19 protein-coding genes are annotated in these 15,228 nt (G+C 67.2%); 11 read left to right on the plus strand and 8 right to left on the minus strand.

Going from position 1 to position 15,228, the window contains the following annotated elements:
• From LFM09_RS01360 to LFM09_RS01370, 3 genes are read right to left on the minus strand one after another with little or no spacing between them, the layout of a single operon-like run.
• Complete coding sequence (locus tag LFM09_RS01360; protein ID WP_414094346.1) at positions 1–759, minus strand: amino acid ABC transporter ATP-binding protein; 759 nt, start codon at positions 757–759, stop codon at positions 1–3.
• Positions 746–1,576 carry an amino acid ABC transporter permease gene (locus LFM09_RS01365; RefSeq protein WP_414094347.1) on the minus strand — a complete coding sequence of 277 codons (831 nt, stop codon included), beginning with the start codon at positions 1,574–1,576 and terminating at the stop codon, positions 746–748. Before LFM09_RS01365 ends, LFM09_RS01360 begins: the two co-directional genes overlap by 14 nt.
• The gene (locus tag LFM09_RS01370) at positions 1,566–2,468 is read right to left on the minus strand and encodes an ABC transporter substrate-binding protein (protein ID WP_414094348.1); all 903 of its coding nucleotides are present in this window, start codon (positions 2,466–2,468) and stop codon (positions 1,566–1,568) included. The genes LFM09_RS01365 and LFM09_RS01370 overlap by 11 nt, the downstream gene beginning before the upstream one ends.
• Before the next feature lie 165 nt (positions 2,469–2,633).
• Between LFM09_RS01370 and LFM09_RS01375 the strand changes: the two genes are divergently transcribed.
• From LFM09_RS01375 to LFM09_RS01420, 10 genes are all read left to right on the plus strand, one after another.
• Entirely contained in the window at positions 2,634–3,686 is a 1,053-nt protein-coding gene (locus LFM09_RS01375; protein ID WP_414094349.1) for an FAD-dependent monooxygenase, read from the plus strand.
• Positions 3,687–3,736: 50 nt separating this feature from the next.
• On the plus strand, positions 3,737–6,637 hold the full coding sequence (locus tag LFM09_RS01380) for a LuxR C-terminal-related transcriptional regulator (protein ID WP_414094350.1): 2,901 nt from the start codon (positions 3,737–3,739) through the stop codon (positions 6,635–6,637).
• A gap of 75 nt (positions 6,638–6,712) precedes the next feature.
• Positions 6,713–7,078, plus strand: a complete 366-nt coding sequence (trxA, locus tag LFM09_RS01385) for a thioredoxin (RefSeq protein ID WP_414094351.1) — start codon at positions 6,713–6,715, stop codon at positions 7,076–7,078.
• A gap of 41 nt (positions 7,079–7,119) precedes the next feature.
• Positions 7,120–7,509, plus strand: coding sequence for a phage holin family protein (locus tag LFM09_RS01390; protein WP_414094352.1), 390 nt, complete (start codon positions 7,120–7,122; stop codon positions 7,507–7,509).
• A complete protein-coding gene (locus tag LFM09_RS01395) occupies positions 7,506–7,793 on the plus strand; it encodes a DUF3618 domain-containing protein (RefSeq protein ID WP_414094353.1) in 288 nt (95 codons plus the stop codon). The genes LFM09_RS01390 and LFM09_RS01395 overlap by 4 nt, the downstream gene beginning before the upstream one ends.
• Positions 7,790–8,059, plus strand: coding sequence for a DUF4235 domain-containing protein (locus LFM09_RS01400; protein WP_414094354.1), 270 nt, complete (start codon positions 7,790–7,792; stop codon positions 8,057–8,059). Before LFM09_RS01395 ends, LFM09_RS01400 begins: the two co-directional genes overlap by 4 nt.
• A gap of 105 nt (positions 8,060–8,164) precedes the next feature.
• Positions 8,165–9,028 (plus strand): hypothetical protein, encoded by an 864-nt coding sequence (locus tag LFM09_RS01405; RefSeq protein ID WP_414094355.1) that lies wholly within the window; start codon positions 8,165–8,167, stop codon positions 9,026–9,028.
• Between the two features lie 51 nt (positions 9,029–9,079).
• The gene (locus LFM09_RS01410) at positions 9,080–9,598 is read left to right on the plus strand and encodes a VOC family protein (protein ID WP_414094356.1); all 519 of its coding nucleotides are present in this window, start codon (positions 9,080–9,082) and stop codon (positions 9,596–9,598) included.
• A 15-nt stretch (positions 9,599–9,613) separates the two neighbouring features.
• Positions 9,614–10,702 (plus strand): S-(hydroxymethyl)mycothiol dehydrogenase, encoded by a 1,089-nt coding sequence (locus LFM09_RS01415; protein ID WP_414094357.1) that lies wholly within the window; start codon positions 9,614–9,616, stop codon positions 10,700–10,702.
• Positions 10,702–11,301: an MBL fold metallo-hydrolase gene (locus LFM09_RS01420; protein WP_414094358.1), complete on the plus strand. Its 600-nt coding sequence runs from the start codon at positions 10,702–10,704 to the stop codon at positions 11,299–11,301. The genes LFM09_RS01415 and LFM09_RS01420 overlap by 1 nt, the downstream gene beginning before the upstream one ends.
• 45 nt (positions 11,302–11,346) lie before the next feature.
• Here the strand turns inward: LFM09_RS01420 and LFM09_RS01425 are convergent, their stop codons facing one another.
• Genes LFM09_RS01425 through LFM09_RS01435 form a run of 3 tightly spaced genes read right to left on the minus strand, consistent with a single transcriptional unit; the run spans position 11,347 to position 12,959 of the window.
• Positions 11,347–11,802 carry a hypothetical protein gene (locus LFM09_RS01425; protein WP_414094359.1) on the minus strand — a complete coding sequence of 152 codons (456 nt, stop codon included), beginning with the start codon at positions 11,800–11,802 and terminating at the stop codon, positions 11,347–11,349.
• Positions 11,803–11,811: 9 nt separating this feature from the next.
• Complete coding sequence (locus tag LFM09_RS01430; protein ID WP_414094360.1) at positions 11,812–12,144, minus strand: hypothetical protein; 333 nt, start codon at positions 12,142–12,144, stop codon at positions 11,812–11,814.
• A gap of 56 nt (positions 12,145–12,200) precedes the next feature.
• The gene (locus LFM09_RS01435) at positions 12,201–12,959 is read right to left on the minus strand and encodes an enoyl-CoA hydratase/isomerase family protein (protein ID WP_414094361.1); all 759 of its coding nucleotides are present in this window, start codon (positions 12,957–12,959) and stop codon (positions 12,201–12,203) included.
• A 103-nt stretch (positions 12,960–13,062) separates the two neighbouring features.
• Here LFM09_RS01435 and LFM09_RS01440 point away from each other — a divergent pair, with 103 nt between their 5' ends.
• The gene (locus LFM09_RS01440) at positions 13,063–14,031 is read left to right on the plus strand and encodes a DUF2332 family protein (protein WP_414094362.1); all 969 of its coding nucleotides are present in this window, start codon (positions 13,063–13,065) and stop codon (positions 14,029–14,031) included.
• Here LFM09_RS01440 and LFM09_RS01445 read toward each other — a convergent pair.
• A complete protein-coding gene (locus LFM09_RS01445; RefSeq protein WP_414094363.1) occupies positions 14,022–14,441 on the minus strand; it encodes a DUF5956 family protein in 420 nt (139 codons plus the stop codon). The genes LFM09_RS01440 and LFM09_RS01445 overlap by 10 nt on opposite strands.
• A gap of 58 nt (positions 14,442–14,499) precedes the next feature.
• Positions 14,500–15,216, minus strand: coding sequence for a hypothetical protein (locus tag LFM09_RS01450; RefSeq protein ID WP_414094364.1), 717 nt, complete (start codon positions 15,214–15,216; stop codon positions 14,500–14,502).
• Positions 15,217–15,228 lie beyond the last annotated feature (12 nt).

A 15,228-nucleotide genomic window follows, 5' to 3' on the forward strand; every position in this document is an offset into this window, starting at 1 on the left:
TTAGAGCACCTTTGCGAGGAACTGTTGCGTGCGCGGCTGCTGCGGATTGTCCAGCACGTCTGCAGGTGTGCCGCTCTCCACCACGGCTCCGTCGACGAGGAACACCACGCGGTCGGCGACCGAGCGGGCGAAGCCGATCTCGTGAGTGACCACGATCATCGTCATGCCGTCGCGGGCCAGCGAGGTCATGACGTCGAGCACCTCGCCGACCAGCTCCGGGTCCAGCGCGGACGTGGGCTCGTCGAACAGCATCAGCTTGGGCTTCATCGCCAGAGCACGCGCGATCGCAACACGTTGCTGCTGGCCACCGGACAGCTGCGCGGGGTAGGCCGAAGCCTTCTCCGCGAGCCCGACCCGTTCCAGCAGCGCCAACGCTTCCGCGCGCACCTCGCCGCGACCCCGCCCCAGCACCTGGACCGGGCCTTCCATGATGTTCTCCAGCGCCGTGCGGTGCGGGAACAGGTTGAACCGCTGGAACACCATCCCGACGTCGCGCCGCTGCCGGGCGACCTCGTGTTCCCGCAGCTCGTAGAGCTTTCCACCCTGCGCACGGAACCCGACCGGCACACCGTCGACCCAGATCCGGCCGGCGTCGATGGTCTCCAGGTGGTTCACGCAGCGGAGAAAAGTGCTCTTCCCCGCACCGGACGGCCCGAGCAGGCAGACGACCTCGCCGCGCTCGACCTCCAGGTCGACGCCCTTGAGGACCTCGGTGTGGCCGAACGACTTGCGGACCCCAATCGCCTCAACGAGGGCCATAAGCACGCTCCAGGTAGTGCTGCCCGATCGACGCGACGGACACCATCACGAGGTACCAGGCCGCGGCGGCGAACAGGGTTTCCATGATCTCCAGGTTGCGCGAGGAGATGTTGTTCGCGGCGTGGATGAGCTCCAGGAAGGCGATCACCGACGCCATCGAGGTGCCCTTGATCATGTTGATGAAGTTGTTGCCGGTCGGCGGGATGATCACGCGCATCGCCTGCGGGAGAACGACTCTGCGCAGCGTCACCAGCGGGGTCATGCCGATCGACTTGGCCGCCTCGGTCTGCCCCTCGTCGACGCTGGAGAGCCCCGCGCGGACGATCTCGGCCATGTAGGCGCTCTCGTTGAGCCCCAGGCCGAGCAGTGCCGCGACGAACGCGGTCATGACCACGTTGGTGGGCACGGAGAACAGCATCGGGATGCTGATGTTCTGGAACACCAGCGCGAGGTTGAACCAGATCAGGATCTGCAGCAGCACCGGCAGCCCGCGGAACAGCCAGATGTAGCCGACCGCGAACCACCGCGCGACGGGGTTCGCGGACAGCCGCATCAACGCGATGACCACGCCGAGGATGATCGCGCCACCCTGCGCGGCGATGGCGAGCACGATGGTGTTGAGCAGGCCTTCGAGCATCACGGGGTGCGTGAAGAACCCCGGCACGTCCTCCCACTGGATCTGCGCCTCGGCCATCGCCCAGCCGAGGCCCGCGATGATCAGCACGATCACCACCCCGCTGAACCACCGCCAGGGGTGGCGCAGCGGGACGACGACCAGTTCTTCCCCGGTGTCGGTGGTGCGGAGATCACTTGCCATTGATGGCGGCCTTCGTGATCGCGCCCTGCTTGATGTCCCAGGTGGTGAGGATCTTGGTGTAGGTGCCGTCGTCGATCAACGCCTGCAGCGCGCCCTTGATCGCCTCGGACAGCTTGGCGTTCTGCTTGTTGACACCGATGCCGTACGGGCCGCCGTTGATCGGCGGGAGCTGGACGACCTCGAAGAAGCTGCCGTCACCCGCGGTCTTCGCGACGTAGACGGCGGTCGGCAGGTCGTTGAGGATCGCGGCGACGCGGCCGGTGCGCAGCTGGTTCTGGTTGCCGGTGTCGCTGTCGGTGACGGCGAGCTGGACCTCGGGCTTGCCCTGGTCCTGGCACTTCTGGCTCTGCTCCTTGGCGAACTGCTCCTGCGAGCTGCCGAGGTTGACCGCGACGCCCTTGCCGCACAGGTCGTCCGGGCCCTTGACGCCCTGCGGGTTCCCCTTCTGCACCATGATCGTGATGCCCGAGGTGAAGTAGTCGACGAAGTCGATCTTCTGCTGGCGCTCGGCGGTGTCGTTCATCGCCGCCATCGTCACGTCGACGCGCTGCGTCTCCAGACTGGTGATCAGCGAGCTGAACGCCATGTCGCTGTGCTCGGCCTGAAGCCCGAGCTTGGCGGCGATCGCCTTGATCAGGTCGACCTCCGACCCCATCGGCGTCTTGCCGTCCTCGGCGTAGAAGTTGTTCGGCGGGTTCTGGATGTTCGACCCGACCTTGAGCTTCCCGGTCGACGCGATCGCGGGCGGCACCAGCGCGGCGAGGGCGTCGTCCTTCTTGACCGTGGACAGGTCCGACGACGACGGCGTGGACGTCTGCGCGTTGTCAGACGTGCCACCACAGGCAGCAAGCGTTGCGACGAGCAACGAGGTGACGAGCAGGCGCGGCATCATGGCGGGCACCGTACAACGCCCAGTTGAACCCGTCCACAAAAAGTTGAAGTCACCCCCCTGCTCTGCCCCCTAGACCCTCCCTGACAGGTGACGGCGGGCAGCCCGTCTCGACACGGGTTGTCGCACTGAATCGCGCTCCGCATGCTCGATTCAAGGTGTGGACCTTTGCGCAAAGGAGAGCTGGCGATGGCGATGCCGATTCCACCCGCTCATTCCTGCCCAGATAATTCCTGTCCCGACACCGATGTGCTCGTCATCGGCCACGGCCCGGTCGCCCAGGTCCTATCGATCCTGCTCGCCCAACGCGGCTGGCTGACCACGCTCGCCGACCCCGTCGCCGTTTCTCCGACGTATCCCCAGGTGGTCGGGTTGAACGAACAGACGATGCGCGTTCTGGCGAGCTGCGGAATCGGCTCGGTGCTGGACCTGATCGGCATCCCGGGCACCGAACTCGAATTCTCCGGCGCGGTCCTGCGATTCCACCGAGGCCCCGGCGTGACGATGTTCCACCATTCGGCGTTGACCTCGGTGCTGGACTCACGCGCCGCCCAACTGCCGAATCTGCAAATCCTCCGCGGCCGCTCCACCGCCTTGCTGGTCGACCACGGCCGCTACGCCGAAGCCGTCACCGGCGGCGAAACCCTCACGTCGTCCTGGGTGATCGACTGCGACGGCCGGCACAGCGTCCACGGCCACCCCGGCAGCCGCCGCTCGGGCCGGATCCTGCTCCCCCCACCCGGCGACATCTCCGACGCCGCGACCCTCACCTGGAAGCTGGACCTGGTGCTGCGCAACAGAGCCCACGACGCCCTGCTCGACGGTTTCGACGCGGACGGCCCGCTGCTCCCACCCGCCACCGTCCAAACGGCGAACGAGCACGGCCCGTTCGACTCGGTGCTCGGCCCCGGCTTCGCACTGCTCGCGCGGTCCGACGTCCGTCCGCTCCTGGGCGCGGCGCGGCGCGCGTTCCTGGACGACATCAACACCAAGGTCGTCCACCTGCTCCCGGCCGGAACCGCGGCGGACGCCCACACCGCGGTCGACACCGAAAACGTCTACCTGCCATTCCTGGCCCGGTTCGACGCAGCAGCCGCCCTGATCCGCCCGGACCACCACGTCTTCGGCTTCGCACACGGCGACGACGAGCTCCTCGACCTGGTCGACGACCTCCGCACCCAACTCTTCCACCCGAGAATGCGCCCTCGTCCGATCGAGTGAATCACACCTTTGTTCCCGACCTCGCCGCCACTTTCCGTCGTGGCGAGTTCGTGAGGTTGATCGGACGAGCGAACCAACTCGAACTACTCGGCACGATGCTGGGCCAAACCCTTTCCGGAAATGGACAGGTAGCCTTGGTCACCGGCCCCGTCGGCGCCGGCAAGACAGAGCTGGTTCACACTTTTGCGGAAATAGCGTCAGCGACCGGCGTGCGTTTGGGCACCGCCACCTGCACCCCCTCGGAACAACGCCTGCCCCTCGGCGTCCTGTCCCAGCTCCTACCGGTGTCGCCGACGGCGAACCCGACCCTGGACCCCGTCGAGCTCCACGACCTGGCCCGCCAGATCACGGCCTCCGACGCACCGCTGCTGATCACCGTCGACGACATCCAGCACGCCGACCCGTTGTCCCTGGACTGCCTCTTCTACGTGGCCCGCCGCATCAGCTCCGTGCGCGTGATGCTGCTGCTGGTCGAGGCTGACGGCCCCACCACGCCCGTACACACACCCTTGGTCCGCGAACACCACTGCCACCGCGTGCGCGTGGGCTGCTTCGACGTGCCCTCCACGGCCCTGTTAGCCGGCGCACGCGCCGTTGAGGTGCATCAGCTGACCGCCGGCAACCCGCTGTTGGTCCACGCCGTACTCGATGCCGCTTCTCTGCGCGAAGACCTGCTCGCATGCGTGCACCGCAGCCATCCGTCCGTGCTGCAGGTCGCCCTGTCTCTGGCCGTGCTGGGCCCATCCTCTGGGGACTTGGTGAGCCAGCTTTCCGGCTTGGATCCCGCAGCCGTCCCACGCGTGCTCTCGACGATGTCTGAGGCCGGCCTCGTCTCTGCCGGTTGTTTCCGCCACCCGTCGGCGGCCGGCTACCTGCTCGATTCGCTGCCGCGCCACGAACGCGGCGACCTGCACCTGCGCGCCGCCCGCCTGTTGCACGACCGCGGTAGCCCCGCTTCTTCGGTCGCCCCGCACCTGGCCGCCGCAGATCGCCCGCTGGCGGCGTGGGCGGCGCCGGTGCTGCAGGAGGCCGCCGAACAGGCGTTGCTCGACGGTTCGGCCGATGTCGCCGCACGGTATTTGGAACTCGCCGCGCGCACAGCGGTTGACGACTCGTGCCGCGCCTCAGTGCGTGCGCGCCTGGCCTCCGTGGAGTGGCACGACTGTCCGGTTAGGGCTTTCCGGCACGTTCCCGCTCTACTGGCGGCGTCGCGCTCACGGCTCCTGGACCCGCAACAGGAGATGTCGCTCGCACGGCTGTTGCTGTGGCACGGCCGAACTTCGGAGGCCTCGGCGGTCTTGGCCGAGCTGCCCTGGACCGAGCCGCTGCGGTCGTGGTTGTTTTGCCACCTGCCGGGCCATGCCGCGCTGGCCAGCCACGCCCCGCCGACCGACGCACGCGCGATGGCCACGCACCACACACACGACACCCGCCGGGTACCCCCAATTTCAATTCTAGGAAGCGGGTCTGACAACGCCGGAACGCCAGCGGACCCGCCACCGAGCACCGAACCCCCAACCCGCGCGATGGCCACGCACCACACACACGACACCCGCCGGGTACCCCCAATTTCAATTCTAGGAAGCGGGTCTGACAACGCCGGAACGCCAGCGGACCCGCCACCGAGCACCGAACCCCCAACCCGCGCGATGGCCACGCACCACACACACGACACCCGCCGGGTACCCCCAATTTCAATTCTAGGAAGCGGGTCTGACAACGCCGGAACGCCAGCGGACCCGCCACCGAGCACCGAACCCCCAACCCGCGCGATGGCCACGCACCACACACACGACACCCGCCGGGTACCCCCAATTTCGATTCTAGAGAGCGGGTCCGACATCGCCGGGGCGCCAACGGGCTGGCCGACAACCACCGAGCCGTGGGCCCGAGCCACCACGACTCTGGCGTCGGTCCTCAAGGGATCCCGAGACACCACCACCGCCGAAGAACTCCTCCAAGGCGCCAGCACCCACGGCGTGAACGACTACCGGATCACCGCACTACTCGCGCTGACCTACGCCGACGCCCTCGACACGGCAGCCCACTGGTGCGACCAGCTCCTGCAGTCCGCCCAACGCTCCACCACCCTCCGAGCCATGCTCAACGCCATCCGAGCCGAGATCAGCCTCCGCACCGGCGACCTCACCACGGCAAGCAGCCAGTCAGCAGCGGCGTTGACAACGTTGTCACGACAAGCCTGGGGCATAGCGATCGGCTTCCCCCTGAGCACCGCACTCCTGGCCGCCACCAGAAGAGGCGACGACCCAGCAGCCCAGAAACTCGCCGAAATCCCAACCCCACCAGCCATGCACCAAACCAGGGCAGGCATCCACTACGCGCACGCACGCGGCCACCACCACCTGGCCAACAACAGGAACCACGCGGCGTTGAGCGACTTCCTGACCATCGGAGAGACGCTGGCGAACTGGCAGATGGACGACATCGTGCAGTGGCGTGCAGGCGCCGCCGAGGCATGGCTGAACCAGGGAAACAAGGCCAAAGCAAAAGATCTCGTCAACGACCCGCGCAACGGCCACGAGCTGAGACTCCTCGCCGCCTGCGAGGAGAAGCGCAAGCGACCAGGGCTGCTGACTGAAGCAGCCGAAGCCCTCCAAGACCGGTACGAACTGGCGCGCACCCTGCACGACCTGAGCCGAGCCTGGCAGGCAACAGGCGAACACCGCCGAGCGCGCATGACCCAGCGCAGAGCCTGGCACGTGGCAACTCGAACAGGAGCCACCCCGCTGCTGCCCCCGGACACGGACGCCAACACCCTGTCCGACGCCGAACGCAAGGTCGCAAAACTCGCAGCCCAGGGCCACACCAACCGGGAGATCGCGGACAAGCTGTTCATCACCGCGAGCACCGTCGAACAGCACCTGACCCGCGTGTACCGCAAGCTCAACGTCAAGTACCGGACCGACCTGCCCGCCGACGTGGCGGGGTGACCGCAAGCACGCCGGGGAATTCCGAACACGAGTGCTCCGTTAGAACGGGTACCCCAGCAAACGAGGAGGACCAAGATGGCGACGGTCGAGCTGACCACGGAGAACTTCGACGATGTGGTCGGCGGGTCCGGCATCGTTCTGGTCGATTTCTGGGCCGAGTGGTGCGGCCCGTGCCGTGCGTTCGCGCCCACGTACGAGGCGGCGTCGGAGAAGCACGAGGACCTCGTGTTCGGCAAGGTCGACACGGAGGCGCAGCAGGAGCTGGCGGCCACGTTCGGCATCCGGAGCATTCCGACGCTGATGATCGTGCGCGAGGGTGTTGTGCTGTTCGCGCAGCCGGGTGCGTTGCCGGGCAACGCGCTGGACAGCCTCATTCAGCAGGCGCGTGACGTGGACATGGAAGAGGTTCACGCGAAGGTGAAGGAAGCCCAGCAGGGCTGAGCCCGAGGTTCACAGACGCGAGCTGTGGGTACCTGACGTGCATGAACACCGACACGTCGACCGCACAGCTGGTCAATCAGCTGTCCGAGCAGGTGAGCAGGCTCGCGCGCGATGAGATCCGACTCGCCGTCGCCGAGCTGAAGGACAAAGGCAAGCACGCCGGTGTCGGCGCCGGGATGTTCGGCGCGGCCGGCGTGTTCGCGTGGTGGGGCGGGCTCAGCGTCGTCGCGGGCCTGATCATGCTGCTGGCGCTCGTAGTACCGCCGTGGGCGGCCGCGTTGATCGTCGCGGCCGCTCTTTTGCTGTTCGCGGGCATTTTCGCGCTCGCAGGACGCGGTCAGGTCAAGCAGGCCGCGCCGCCGGTGCCCAGGCAGGCGATGGACAACATCCAGCAGGACATCGCGACGATCAAGGAGAGTGCGCACCGATGAGCGACCCCAAGGAACAGCTCCAGAAGGACGTCGAGCGCACGAGGCGTGAGCTGGGCGAGACCGTGGAGGCGTTGGCGCACAAGGCGGACGTGCCCGGCCGGGTGAAGGAGCAGGCGCACGAGACAGCAGCGAAACTGACCGCGGCCACCAACGAGGCCATCGCCTCCCTGCCCGATCCCGTCGCGGAACAGGTCGAGAAGGCGCGCCGGCATCCTGCTGCCATCGCGGCCGTGCTCATCGCACTGGTCCTCGTGATCTGGAAACTTTCCAGGAGGAATGGATGAAGTTCCTGTACCGCCCACTGGGAATGTTGCTCGGCGCGTTGGGAGGACTCCTCGCAACCGCGATCTTTGGTCAAGTGTGGAAAGTCGTCGGGAACGACCAAGAAGCCCCGAGTGCCACCATGAGGAACCGGAGCTGGCGCGAGGTCCTGCTCGCCGCGGCGTTGCAGGGGGCGATATTCGGCCTGGTGAAAGCCGCGATCGACCGCGGCGGCGCCAAGGGATTCCAGAAGCTCACCGGCAAATGGCCCGGTGACGAAGAGGATTGATCACATCTGGAACCGGTCCCGGCGCACGGTCCAAACGAGACGCAAAGGTACACACCAATCGCATGGCGACTTAATCTGACTCGGTCGCCTGCGAAAGGGCCAGTGATGACTCGTCAGCTGCGGGCTCGTGCGCTGTCCTCGAGGTTCGAGCCGCTGTCCGCCGTGCCGGACGACCCGGCCCGCTCCCGGCTGGGGGTCGTGCGTTTCACCGACACCTCGTTCAACCCGGTGCTGCGGGCCGGGCACCCGGAACTCACGGTGCACCTGGCCGACGACGACCGGCGTGGATTCGCCGAGGTCTGGACGAGCACGCGCGGCGTCGAATCCGGTGAGCACAAAGCGATCACTTACGGCCACGACGGCGAATACCTGTTCTGCGCCGGGCGGATTCCGCCGTGCGACGAACACACCTACGCGGGCAGGCTCGCGTTCCGCGCGGCTTTGGAACTCGCCGGCAAGCTCGGTTATCACCACGTCTTCCGGATGTGGAACTACCTGCAGGACCTCAACCCGCAGACCTACCGCGAGTTCCTGCTGGGCCAGGCGGAGGCGTTCGCGAAACGCCCTGTCACGTGGAGCGGCCTGCCCGCGGCGACCGTGATCGGCTCGCGCGGCGGCGGTATCGCGTTCCACTTCCTGGCGTGCCGCACGGGCACCCCGATCACGATCATCGCACCGAGCGGCGCGCGCGGCGTTTACGTGCACGGGCGGCTGTTCTTCTCGGCGCCGTCGCTGGACGACGCCGAGGACCTGATGAGCGCGGCGAACCTCTCGCATTGGGGCATCGACGACGGTTTCGGGTTGCACGACGTGACGTCGCTGCGGGTCTACGCGCGGCAACCGGGTGATCTTTCGCTGGCGCGGTTCGAGTGCGACACCAGGCTTGATCGGGAAACCGCCGTCGCGTACCTGCAGGCCGCTCTGCTGCAGGAAGAGCGTTCGGTCGAGTTCGAGGGCGTGACCGGCTGAGAGCCGCTTCCGACGCTGCGAACGCTTGAATTCTCAACTATTCTAGCTCGCATGCCACAGCCAGAAGGTGCGGAGCTCGACGCGATCAGGGCCAAGCGCGACGAGTTGCGCGAACAGTACGTCAAGCCGCTCGACGAGCGCGGCGGCTCGCCGACAAAAGGCGTGCACCACATCGCGTTGATCTGCAAGGACGTCGAGGAAACGATCAAGTTCTACCAGGAGTTCCTCGGCTTCCCGCTGGTCGAGCTCGTGGAGAACCGCGACTACCGCGGCTCCAGCCACTTCTTCTTCGACCTGGGCAGCAAGAACCTGCTGGGGTTCTTCGACTTCCCGGGCCACGACCACCCGGACTTCACGGAGACGATCGGCGCCGTGCAGCACCTTGCGCTGTCCATCTCCCCCGAGCGGTTCGACGAGATCAAGGCCAAGCTGGACGCCGGCGGGATCGAGTACCTGGGCCCCGACCGGGGCGTCGAGGACAGCCTGTACATCCGCGACCCCAACGGTGTAGGGATTGAGTTCTACCGGGAAGAGCTCGGCGAGTTCGAAGGCACGACTTTGATCAAGTGAGAACGGAGTCGCAGCGTGGCGCAAGAGGTCAAGGGCATCGTCGCCCGTGGCAAAGGTCAACCCGTCGAACTGACCTCGGTGCTGGTGCCCGACCCCGGTCCCGGTGAGGCCGTGGTGAAGGTCCAGGCGTGCGGCGTCTGCCACACCGACCTGCACTACCGCGAGGGCGGCATCAACGACGAGTTCCCGTTCCTGCTGGGCCACGAGGCCGCGGGCGTGGTGGAGTCCGTCGGCGACGGCGTCACCGATCTGGAGCCCGGCGACTTCGTCGTGCTGAACTGGCGCGCCGTCTGCGGCACGTGCCGCGCATGCCGCCGCGGCAAGCCCTGGTACTGCTTCTCGACGTTCAACGCCTCGCAGCCCATGACGTTGACGGACGGCACGAAACTGTCGCCCGCACTGGGCATCGGCGCGTTCGTCGAGAAGACCCTGGTCCACTCAGGACAGTGCACAAAGGTCGATCCGACCGCTCGCGCGGCCGCCGTCGGCCTGCTCGGCTGCGGCGTCATGGCCGGCGTCGGCGCCGCCATGAACACCGGCGGCGTCACCCGCGGCGACTCGGTGGCCGTGATCGGCTGCGGCGGCGTGGGCGACGGCGCCATCGCGGGCGCCCGCATCGCCGGCGCCGCGAAGATCATCGCCGTCGACACCGACCCGCAGAAACTGGAGTGGGCCAAGGGTTTCGGCGCCACGCACACCATCAACGTCCGCGACGTCGACGACGTGGTCACCGAGATCCAGCGCCTGACCGACTCGTTCGGCGCGGACGTGGTGATCGACGCGGTGGGCCGCCCCGAGACGTGGAAGCAGGCCTTCTACGCCCGCGACCTGGCCGGAACCGTGGTGCTCGTAGGCGTTCCGACCCCGGACATGCGCCTCGACATGCCGATGATCGACTTCTTCTCACGCGGCGGCTCGCTGAAGTCCTCGTGGTACGGCGACTGCCTGCCCACCCGCGACTTCCCGATGCTCGTCGACCTGTACCAGCAGGGCCGCTTCGACCTCGACGCGTTCGTGAGCGAGGAGATTCCGCTGGACGGCGTGGAAGCAGCCTTCGAGAAGATGCACCACGGCGAGGTCCTGCGATCGGTCGTGGTCTTCTGATGGCGTTGCGCGTCGACCACACCGTCACGTCCGGCACGTTCTCGCTGGACGGCGAAACCTTCGACGTGGACAACAACGTCTGGGTCGTCGGTGACTCCGCCGAGTGCGTGGTGATCGACGCCCCGCACGACGTCGACGCGATCCTCAAGGTCGTGGACGGCCGTCGGGTGGTGGCGATTCTGCTGACCCACGCCCACGACGACCACGTCCGCGTCGCCCCGGATCTCGCCCACGCCACCGGCGCACCCATGGCGCTGCACCAGGACGACCGCATCGTGTGGGAACTGACGCACATGGGCGTGATCCCGCACCTGGCGTTGGAAGACGGCCAGGAGATCACCGTTGCGGGCGAACGGATCGAGGTGCTCCACACGCCCGGCCACTCGCCCGGCGCGGTGTGCTTCTACGTGCCGTCACTGGGCGCGGTGTTCACCGGCGACACGCTGTTCCAGGGCGGGCCGGGCGCGACCGGCCGCTCGTTCTCGGACCGGCCGACGATCGAGAAGTCCATCAGGGAGAAGCTTTTGACGCTTCCCGGCGAGACCGTGGTGCACACGGGCCACGGCCCGGACACCACGATCGCCGCCGAGGTGTTCTAGCCGGGAAGAGTTCGAGGTTGGGCTGCGGCTGGTCCGACAAGCAGGTCAGACCAGCTCTTGCCAGATCTGGAAGTCACGCGGCGTCTTGCCGGCGACGTGACGCACGATCGGGCTCTGGGCGACTTCCGTCAGCCAGACCTCGAACTCCTTTCCCTCACCGGGAAACCACCAATCCGCATGACGGCCGGCACCGGCCAGGTCGTCGTCGAGCGGATACCTGAACTCGAACTGCACCTGGACGTAGGCCTCATGTTCGCCGGAGGAGTCCTCGACCTCCAGCTGACGAACGAGACCGAGCACGAAGGCCGGCTCGGAGAACCAGCTCGCCTCGCCGTGCTGGAAGAGATAGCCGTCAGCGTCCGGCGCGTCCGGAGTGTCGAACTCGATGGCGGCGAACCGGCGGGCGAGATCGACCAGGGCGGCAACGGGGAAGTCGAGGCGAGAGGTCGCGTCGAGGAGCCCCCGTGCGACCGCTACCGCGTCGCAGACCTTGTTCCGCACGGCTTCCCGCTAGTCCGTGAAGACGATGTCGACGGACTCGGGGAACTCCACCGAGTCCGTCAGCACGTAGAACGGGTTCGGGCCGGGCTCGAGCCAGAACGTCAGCGACACGTAGTCGTTCGGGTCGCGCACCACGGCCATCCCGTGCGCAGACATCAGCACCCCGGAGAAGTACGGCAGCGTGGCCGCGCCGGCTTCCGACGAGCCGCGCCAGACCCGCACGCTGACCATCCCGTCAACGGAGGGCATCACGCCGAAGACGGCGGTGTCGTCCTCAACGTTGAACCGCGCCTCTGCCGGGTTCCACGAGTCGTGCCGCCCCTTCGCCTGCCGGTCCTCCAAAAAACAGGCAGCCGTGCTCGGCCGGGGCGGTGAACGCCACCATCAGCTCACCCACGTCAGAACCTCGGCGGCCGCTTCTCCAGGAACGCCGACACGCCCTCCGCGTAGTCCGCGCTGGAGGCGGCCTCCGCGTACAGCTCCCGCACGAAGTCGTCCTCGTGCCCACCATCGGTGATCGAGTTGATGATCTTCTTGGCACCCCGCACCGACACCTGCGCGCGCCCAGCGATCTGTTCGGACAATTCCTTCACGCGGGCGTCCAAAGACTCCACGACCTCGTTGACGAGCCCGATCCGCAACGCCGTCGCCGCGTCGATCAAATCCGCCGAGAACAGGATCTGCTTCGCCCACGCCGGGCCGACCGCGTCCACGAGCTGCTTGGTGGACGTGAAGTTGTAAACGATGCCGAGTTTCGCGGGCGTGATCCCGAATCGTGCGTCCGAAGATGCCACCCGGATGTCGCAAGCCAGGGCGATCTCGCACCCACCGCCGACACAGAAACCGGAAATCGCGGCAATCGTCGGCTTGTCCAGCTGGGCAATCGCGCGCTCGCCGTTGTGCACCGCCTCGCCATAGCGAGCGGCGCCCTCGGGACCGCGCCGCAAGGTCGAGAACTCGGCGATGTCGGCGCCCGCGGAGAAGTGCTCGCCGCCCCTGATGACCAGCACCCTGATGCTCTCATCAGCGGAAACACGCCCGATCAACCCTGGCAGCGCGGACCACATCTCGTGACTCATCGCGTTGCGCTTCGCCGGGCGGTTGATCGTCAACGTGGCGACCGGACCGGCCGCGGAAAGCTCCAGGAACTCGCTCACAGGCCGCACGATACCCACCGCACACCAGCGGCACGCCCGGTCTCATATGGGTAAGAAGTACTTCACGCCCTTGTAAAGTGCCTTGCCGAAGAAGGGAGGAAGCGTGACCGCGAGCAGCATCGGTGCCTCCACCCTGCGCACGTTCGCGGTGCGGTTGCGCACCAGCGCGCCGGTCTCCGCGCGCATCCTCTCCGAACTCGCCAGCGAACTCGACCGCGGCGGACCGGTGGCCGACCTGCTCTGCTCGCACACCGCCGTGCACAGCCCCCTGTTCGGCATCCAGGCACTGGCCGGCGTGCGACTGCTGATGCTGTCGGGAAAGGCGCCGGAACTCAGCCAGCGGTTCGCCAGCGCGCACGCCGCCGCGATGGCCGGCGAGTCCGACTCCACCGCGCTGCTGGCGTGGCTCGCGGCCCGGCGCGCGATCGTCGAGAACGCCGGAGAGATTCTGGCCGCGCTCGACCGCACGGTGCAGCAGCACCAACCGAAGACGGCCGGGTTCCTGCTCAGGGGCCTGACCATGATCGGCGCGCCCAAGGTCCGCCTGCTCGAGCTCGGCGCGTGCGCGGGCCTGAACCTGATCCTGGACCGCTACCGCTGGTTCGGCCTGGGCTGGGAGTGGGGCGAGAAGGACTCCCCCGTGCGCCTGGCCGCCGTCGGGCCGCGCCCGCCCGAGCTGGAGATCGTCGAACGGGCCGGCTGCGACCTGCAGCCCCGCGACCCGGCGGACCCCAAGCACGCGATGATCCTGCACTCGTTCATCCCGCCCGAGCACGACGCGCTGCGCTGGGACCTCGACGACGCCATCGAGGTGGCCGCCAAGGTCGGGGTGAAGGTCGCCCGTTCGCCGGCCGGGCGGTGGTTGCGCGAGAACCTCGTGCCGCCCGACGAACGCGGCACGTACACGGTGATCTGGCACAGCTCGTTCTGGCCGTACCTGACCGAGGACGAGCGCAACGAGATCGAGACGACGCTGACCGCGGCGGCGGGCTCGATGCCTCTTGCGCGCGTTGCCTACGAGTCGATCGACTTCCGTTCGAACCCGCGGCTGACGGTCACCATCTACAGCTGATACCTGGCCGCGAGAAGCTCGCGGACCGCCTGGGCAGTCTCGGACGGATGCGGGCCGACCCCCTCGGTGGTGCCGATGATCATCGGCCAGAAGTCGTCAGCGCCAACGCCTTCCGGCAGCCTCGCGAACCACTGAAAGCCGCGCGGGCGGTGGGGCAGCCCGCAGTCGCGCAGGTACTCGTCGATGTCGTCGTCGACCACGTCCTGCTCTTCCTGGCTGCGCTCCCGCTCGTAGCGAGCGCCGTCTGGCCCGGTGATCCTCGTCGTGTGCAGTCCCGGTGAATCGGGCAGGCGGACGACGTTCCTCATCCCGGCGAGCCAACCGACCATCGCCCCAAAACCGTTCTCCGTGAGCTCGACGTAGCCGGCGGGAACCTCTTCCACGACTTTTGCTTCATCCCAGGAGGACATGGCGGCGATCATCTCACGATCGACGCGGCCGGGCCCGACGGACCCGGCCGCCCCGTTATCAGTAGGGGAAGTAGCACCGATCGTTGAGACTGCCGTAGCAGTGGAAGTAGAGCGACTCAAGAACACCCATCACGTAAAGCGGATGTCCGCTCGGAGTGAATCGCCCACTGACCGCCATGTAGTATTCGTTGGAATTGTCCAGACGATTGCCGTAAAGAGTTCCACTGTTCCAGCGCCACCCGACCGGCCCGATCACGGGCGCGCCCGCGTAGTGGTTGCCGCAATTGGTGTCCGGCCAGTTGTTGATCTCTTCCCAGCAGTTCCCCCAGACCTCGTTGAACTGGATCGCCGGGCCGCTGTCCCAGATCAAGGTGATCTTGGTCTGGGCCTGGCGCCCGTTGAGGTTGATGCGCATGACCACGTCGAAGGTGCCGATCACGCCGTTCTGGTTGCCGTACGCGGCGTTGCCCTTCGTCTCGGCGGCGTAGTCGTTGATCTCGCGGTGACAGACGCTGCCGAACTCGCACCAGCTGTCGTAGTCGTCGAGCGCGGTAACACCACCCGACTCCACCGATGGCGCCACTCCCGGACTGATCGGGGTGAACGACTGCTTGCCGGAGTTGCCGGCGACAGTCAATCCGGCCGGCGTGCACGTCCACGATTCTGCCTGCGACTTCAGTGCCGCCTCGATGCATCCGGCGAGCACTTGCGAGGTGCCGTCATGTCTCTGCGGATCAGCTGCCGATCGAGCAGTTGCCGAGTTCTCGAACGACACCACGAACAACAA

Origin of the sequence: Lentzea alba, from assembly GCF_047445655.1 — a bacterium.
GTDB lineage: Bacteria > Actinomycetota > Actinomycetes > Mycobacteriales > Pseudonocardiaceae > Lentzea > Lentzea alba_A.

What these genes read in the sequence shown, in the direction of transcription:
- LFM09_RS01400 (WP_414094354.1), top strand. Translation starts at nt 7,790, where the DNA reads ATGAAGTTCCTGTACCGCCCACTGGGAATGTTGCTCGGCGCGTTGGGA.
- LFM09_RS01410 (WP_414094356.1), top strand. Translation starts at nt 9,080, where the DNA reads ATGCCACAGCCAGAAGGTGCGGAGCTCGACGCGATCAGGGCCAAGCGC.
- LFM09_RS01420 (WP_414094358.1), top strand. Translation starts at nt 10,702, where the DNA reads ATGGCGTTGCGCGTCGACCACACCGTCACGTCCGGCACGTTCTCGCTG.
- LFM09_RS01395 (WP_414094353.1), top strand. Translation starts at nt 7,506, where the DNA reads ATGAGCGACCCCAAGGAACAGCTCCAGAAGGACGTCGAGCGCACGAGG.
- LFM09_RS01370 (WP_414094348.1), bottom strand. Translation starts at nt 2,468, where the DNA reads ATGATGCCGCGCCTGCTCGTCACCTCGTTGCTCGTCGCAACGCTTGCT.
- LFM09_RS01360 (WP_414094346.1), bottom strand. Translation starts at nt 759, where the DNA reads ATGGCCCTCGTTGAGGCGATTGGGGTCCGCAAGTCGTTCGGCCACACC.
- LFM09_RS01365 (WP_414094347.1), bottom strand. Translation starts at nt 1,576, where the DNA reads ATGGCAAGTGATCTCCGCACCACCGACACCGGGGAAGAACTGGTCGTC.
- LFM09_RS01445 (WP_414094363.1), bottom strand. Translation starts at nt 14,441, where the DNA reads ATGTCCTCCTGGGATGAAGCAAAAGTCGTGGAAGAGGTTCCCGCCGGC.
- trxA (WP_414094351.1), top strand. Translation starts at nt 6,713, where the DNA reads ATGGCGACGGTCGAGCTGACCACGGAGAACTTCGACGATGTGGTCGGC.
- LFM09_RS01390 (WP_414094352.1), top strand. Translation starts at nt 7,120, where the DNA reads ATGAACACCGACACGTCGACCGCACAGCTGGTCAATCAGCTGTCCGAG.
- LFM09_RS01405 (WP_414094355.1), top strand. Translation starts at nt 8,165, where the DNA reads ATGACTCGTCAGCTGCGGGCTCGTGCGCTGTCCTCGAGGTTCGAGCCG.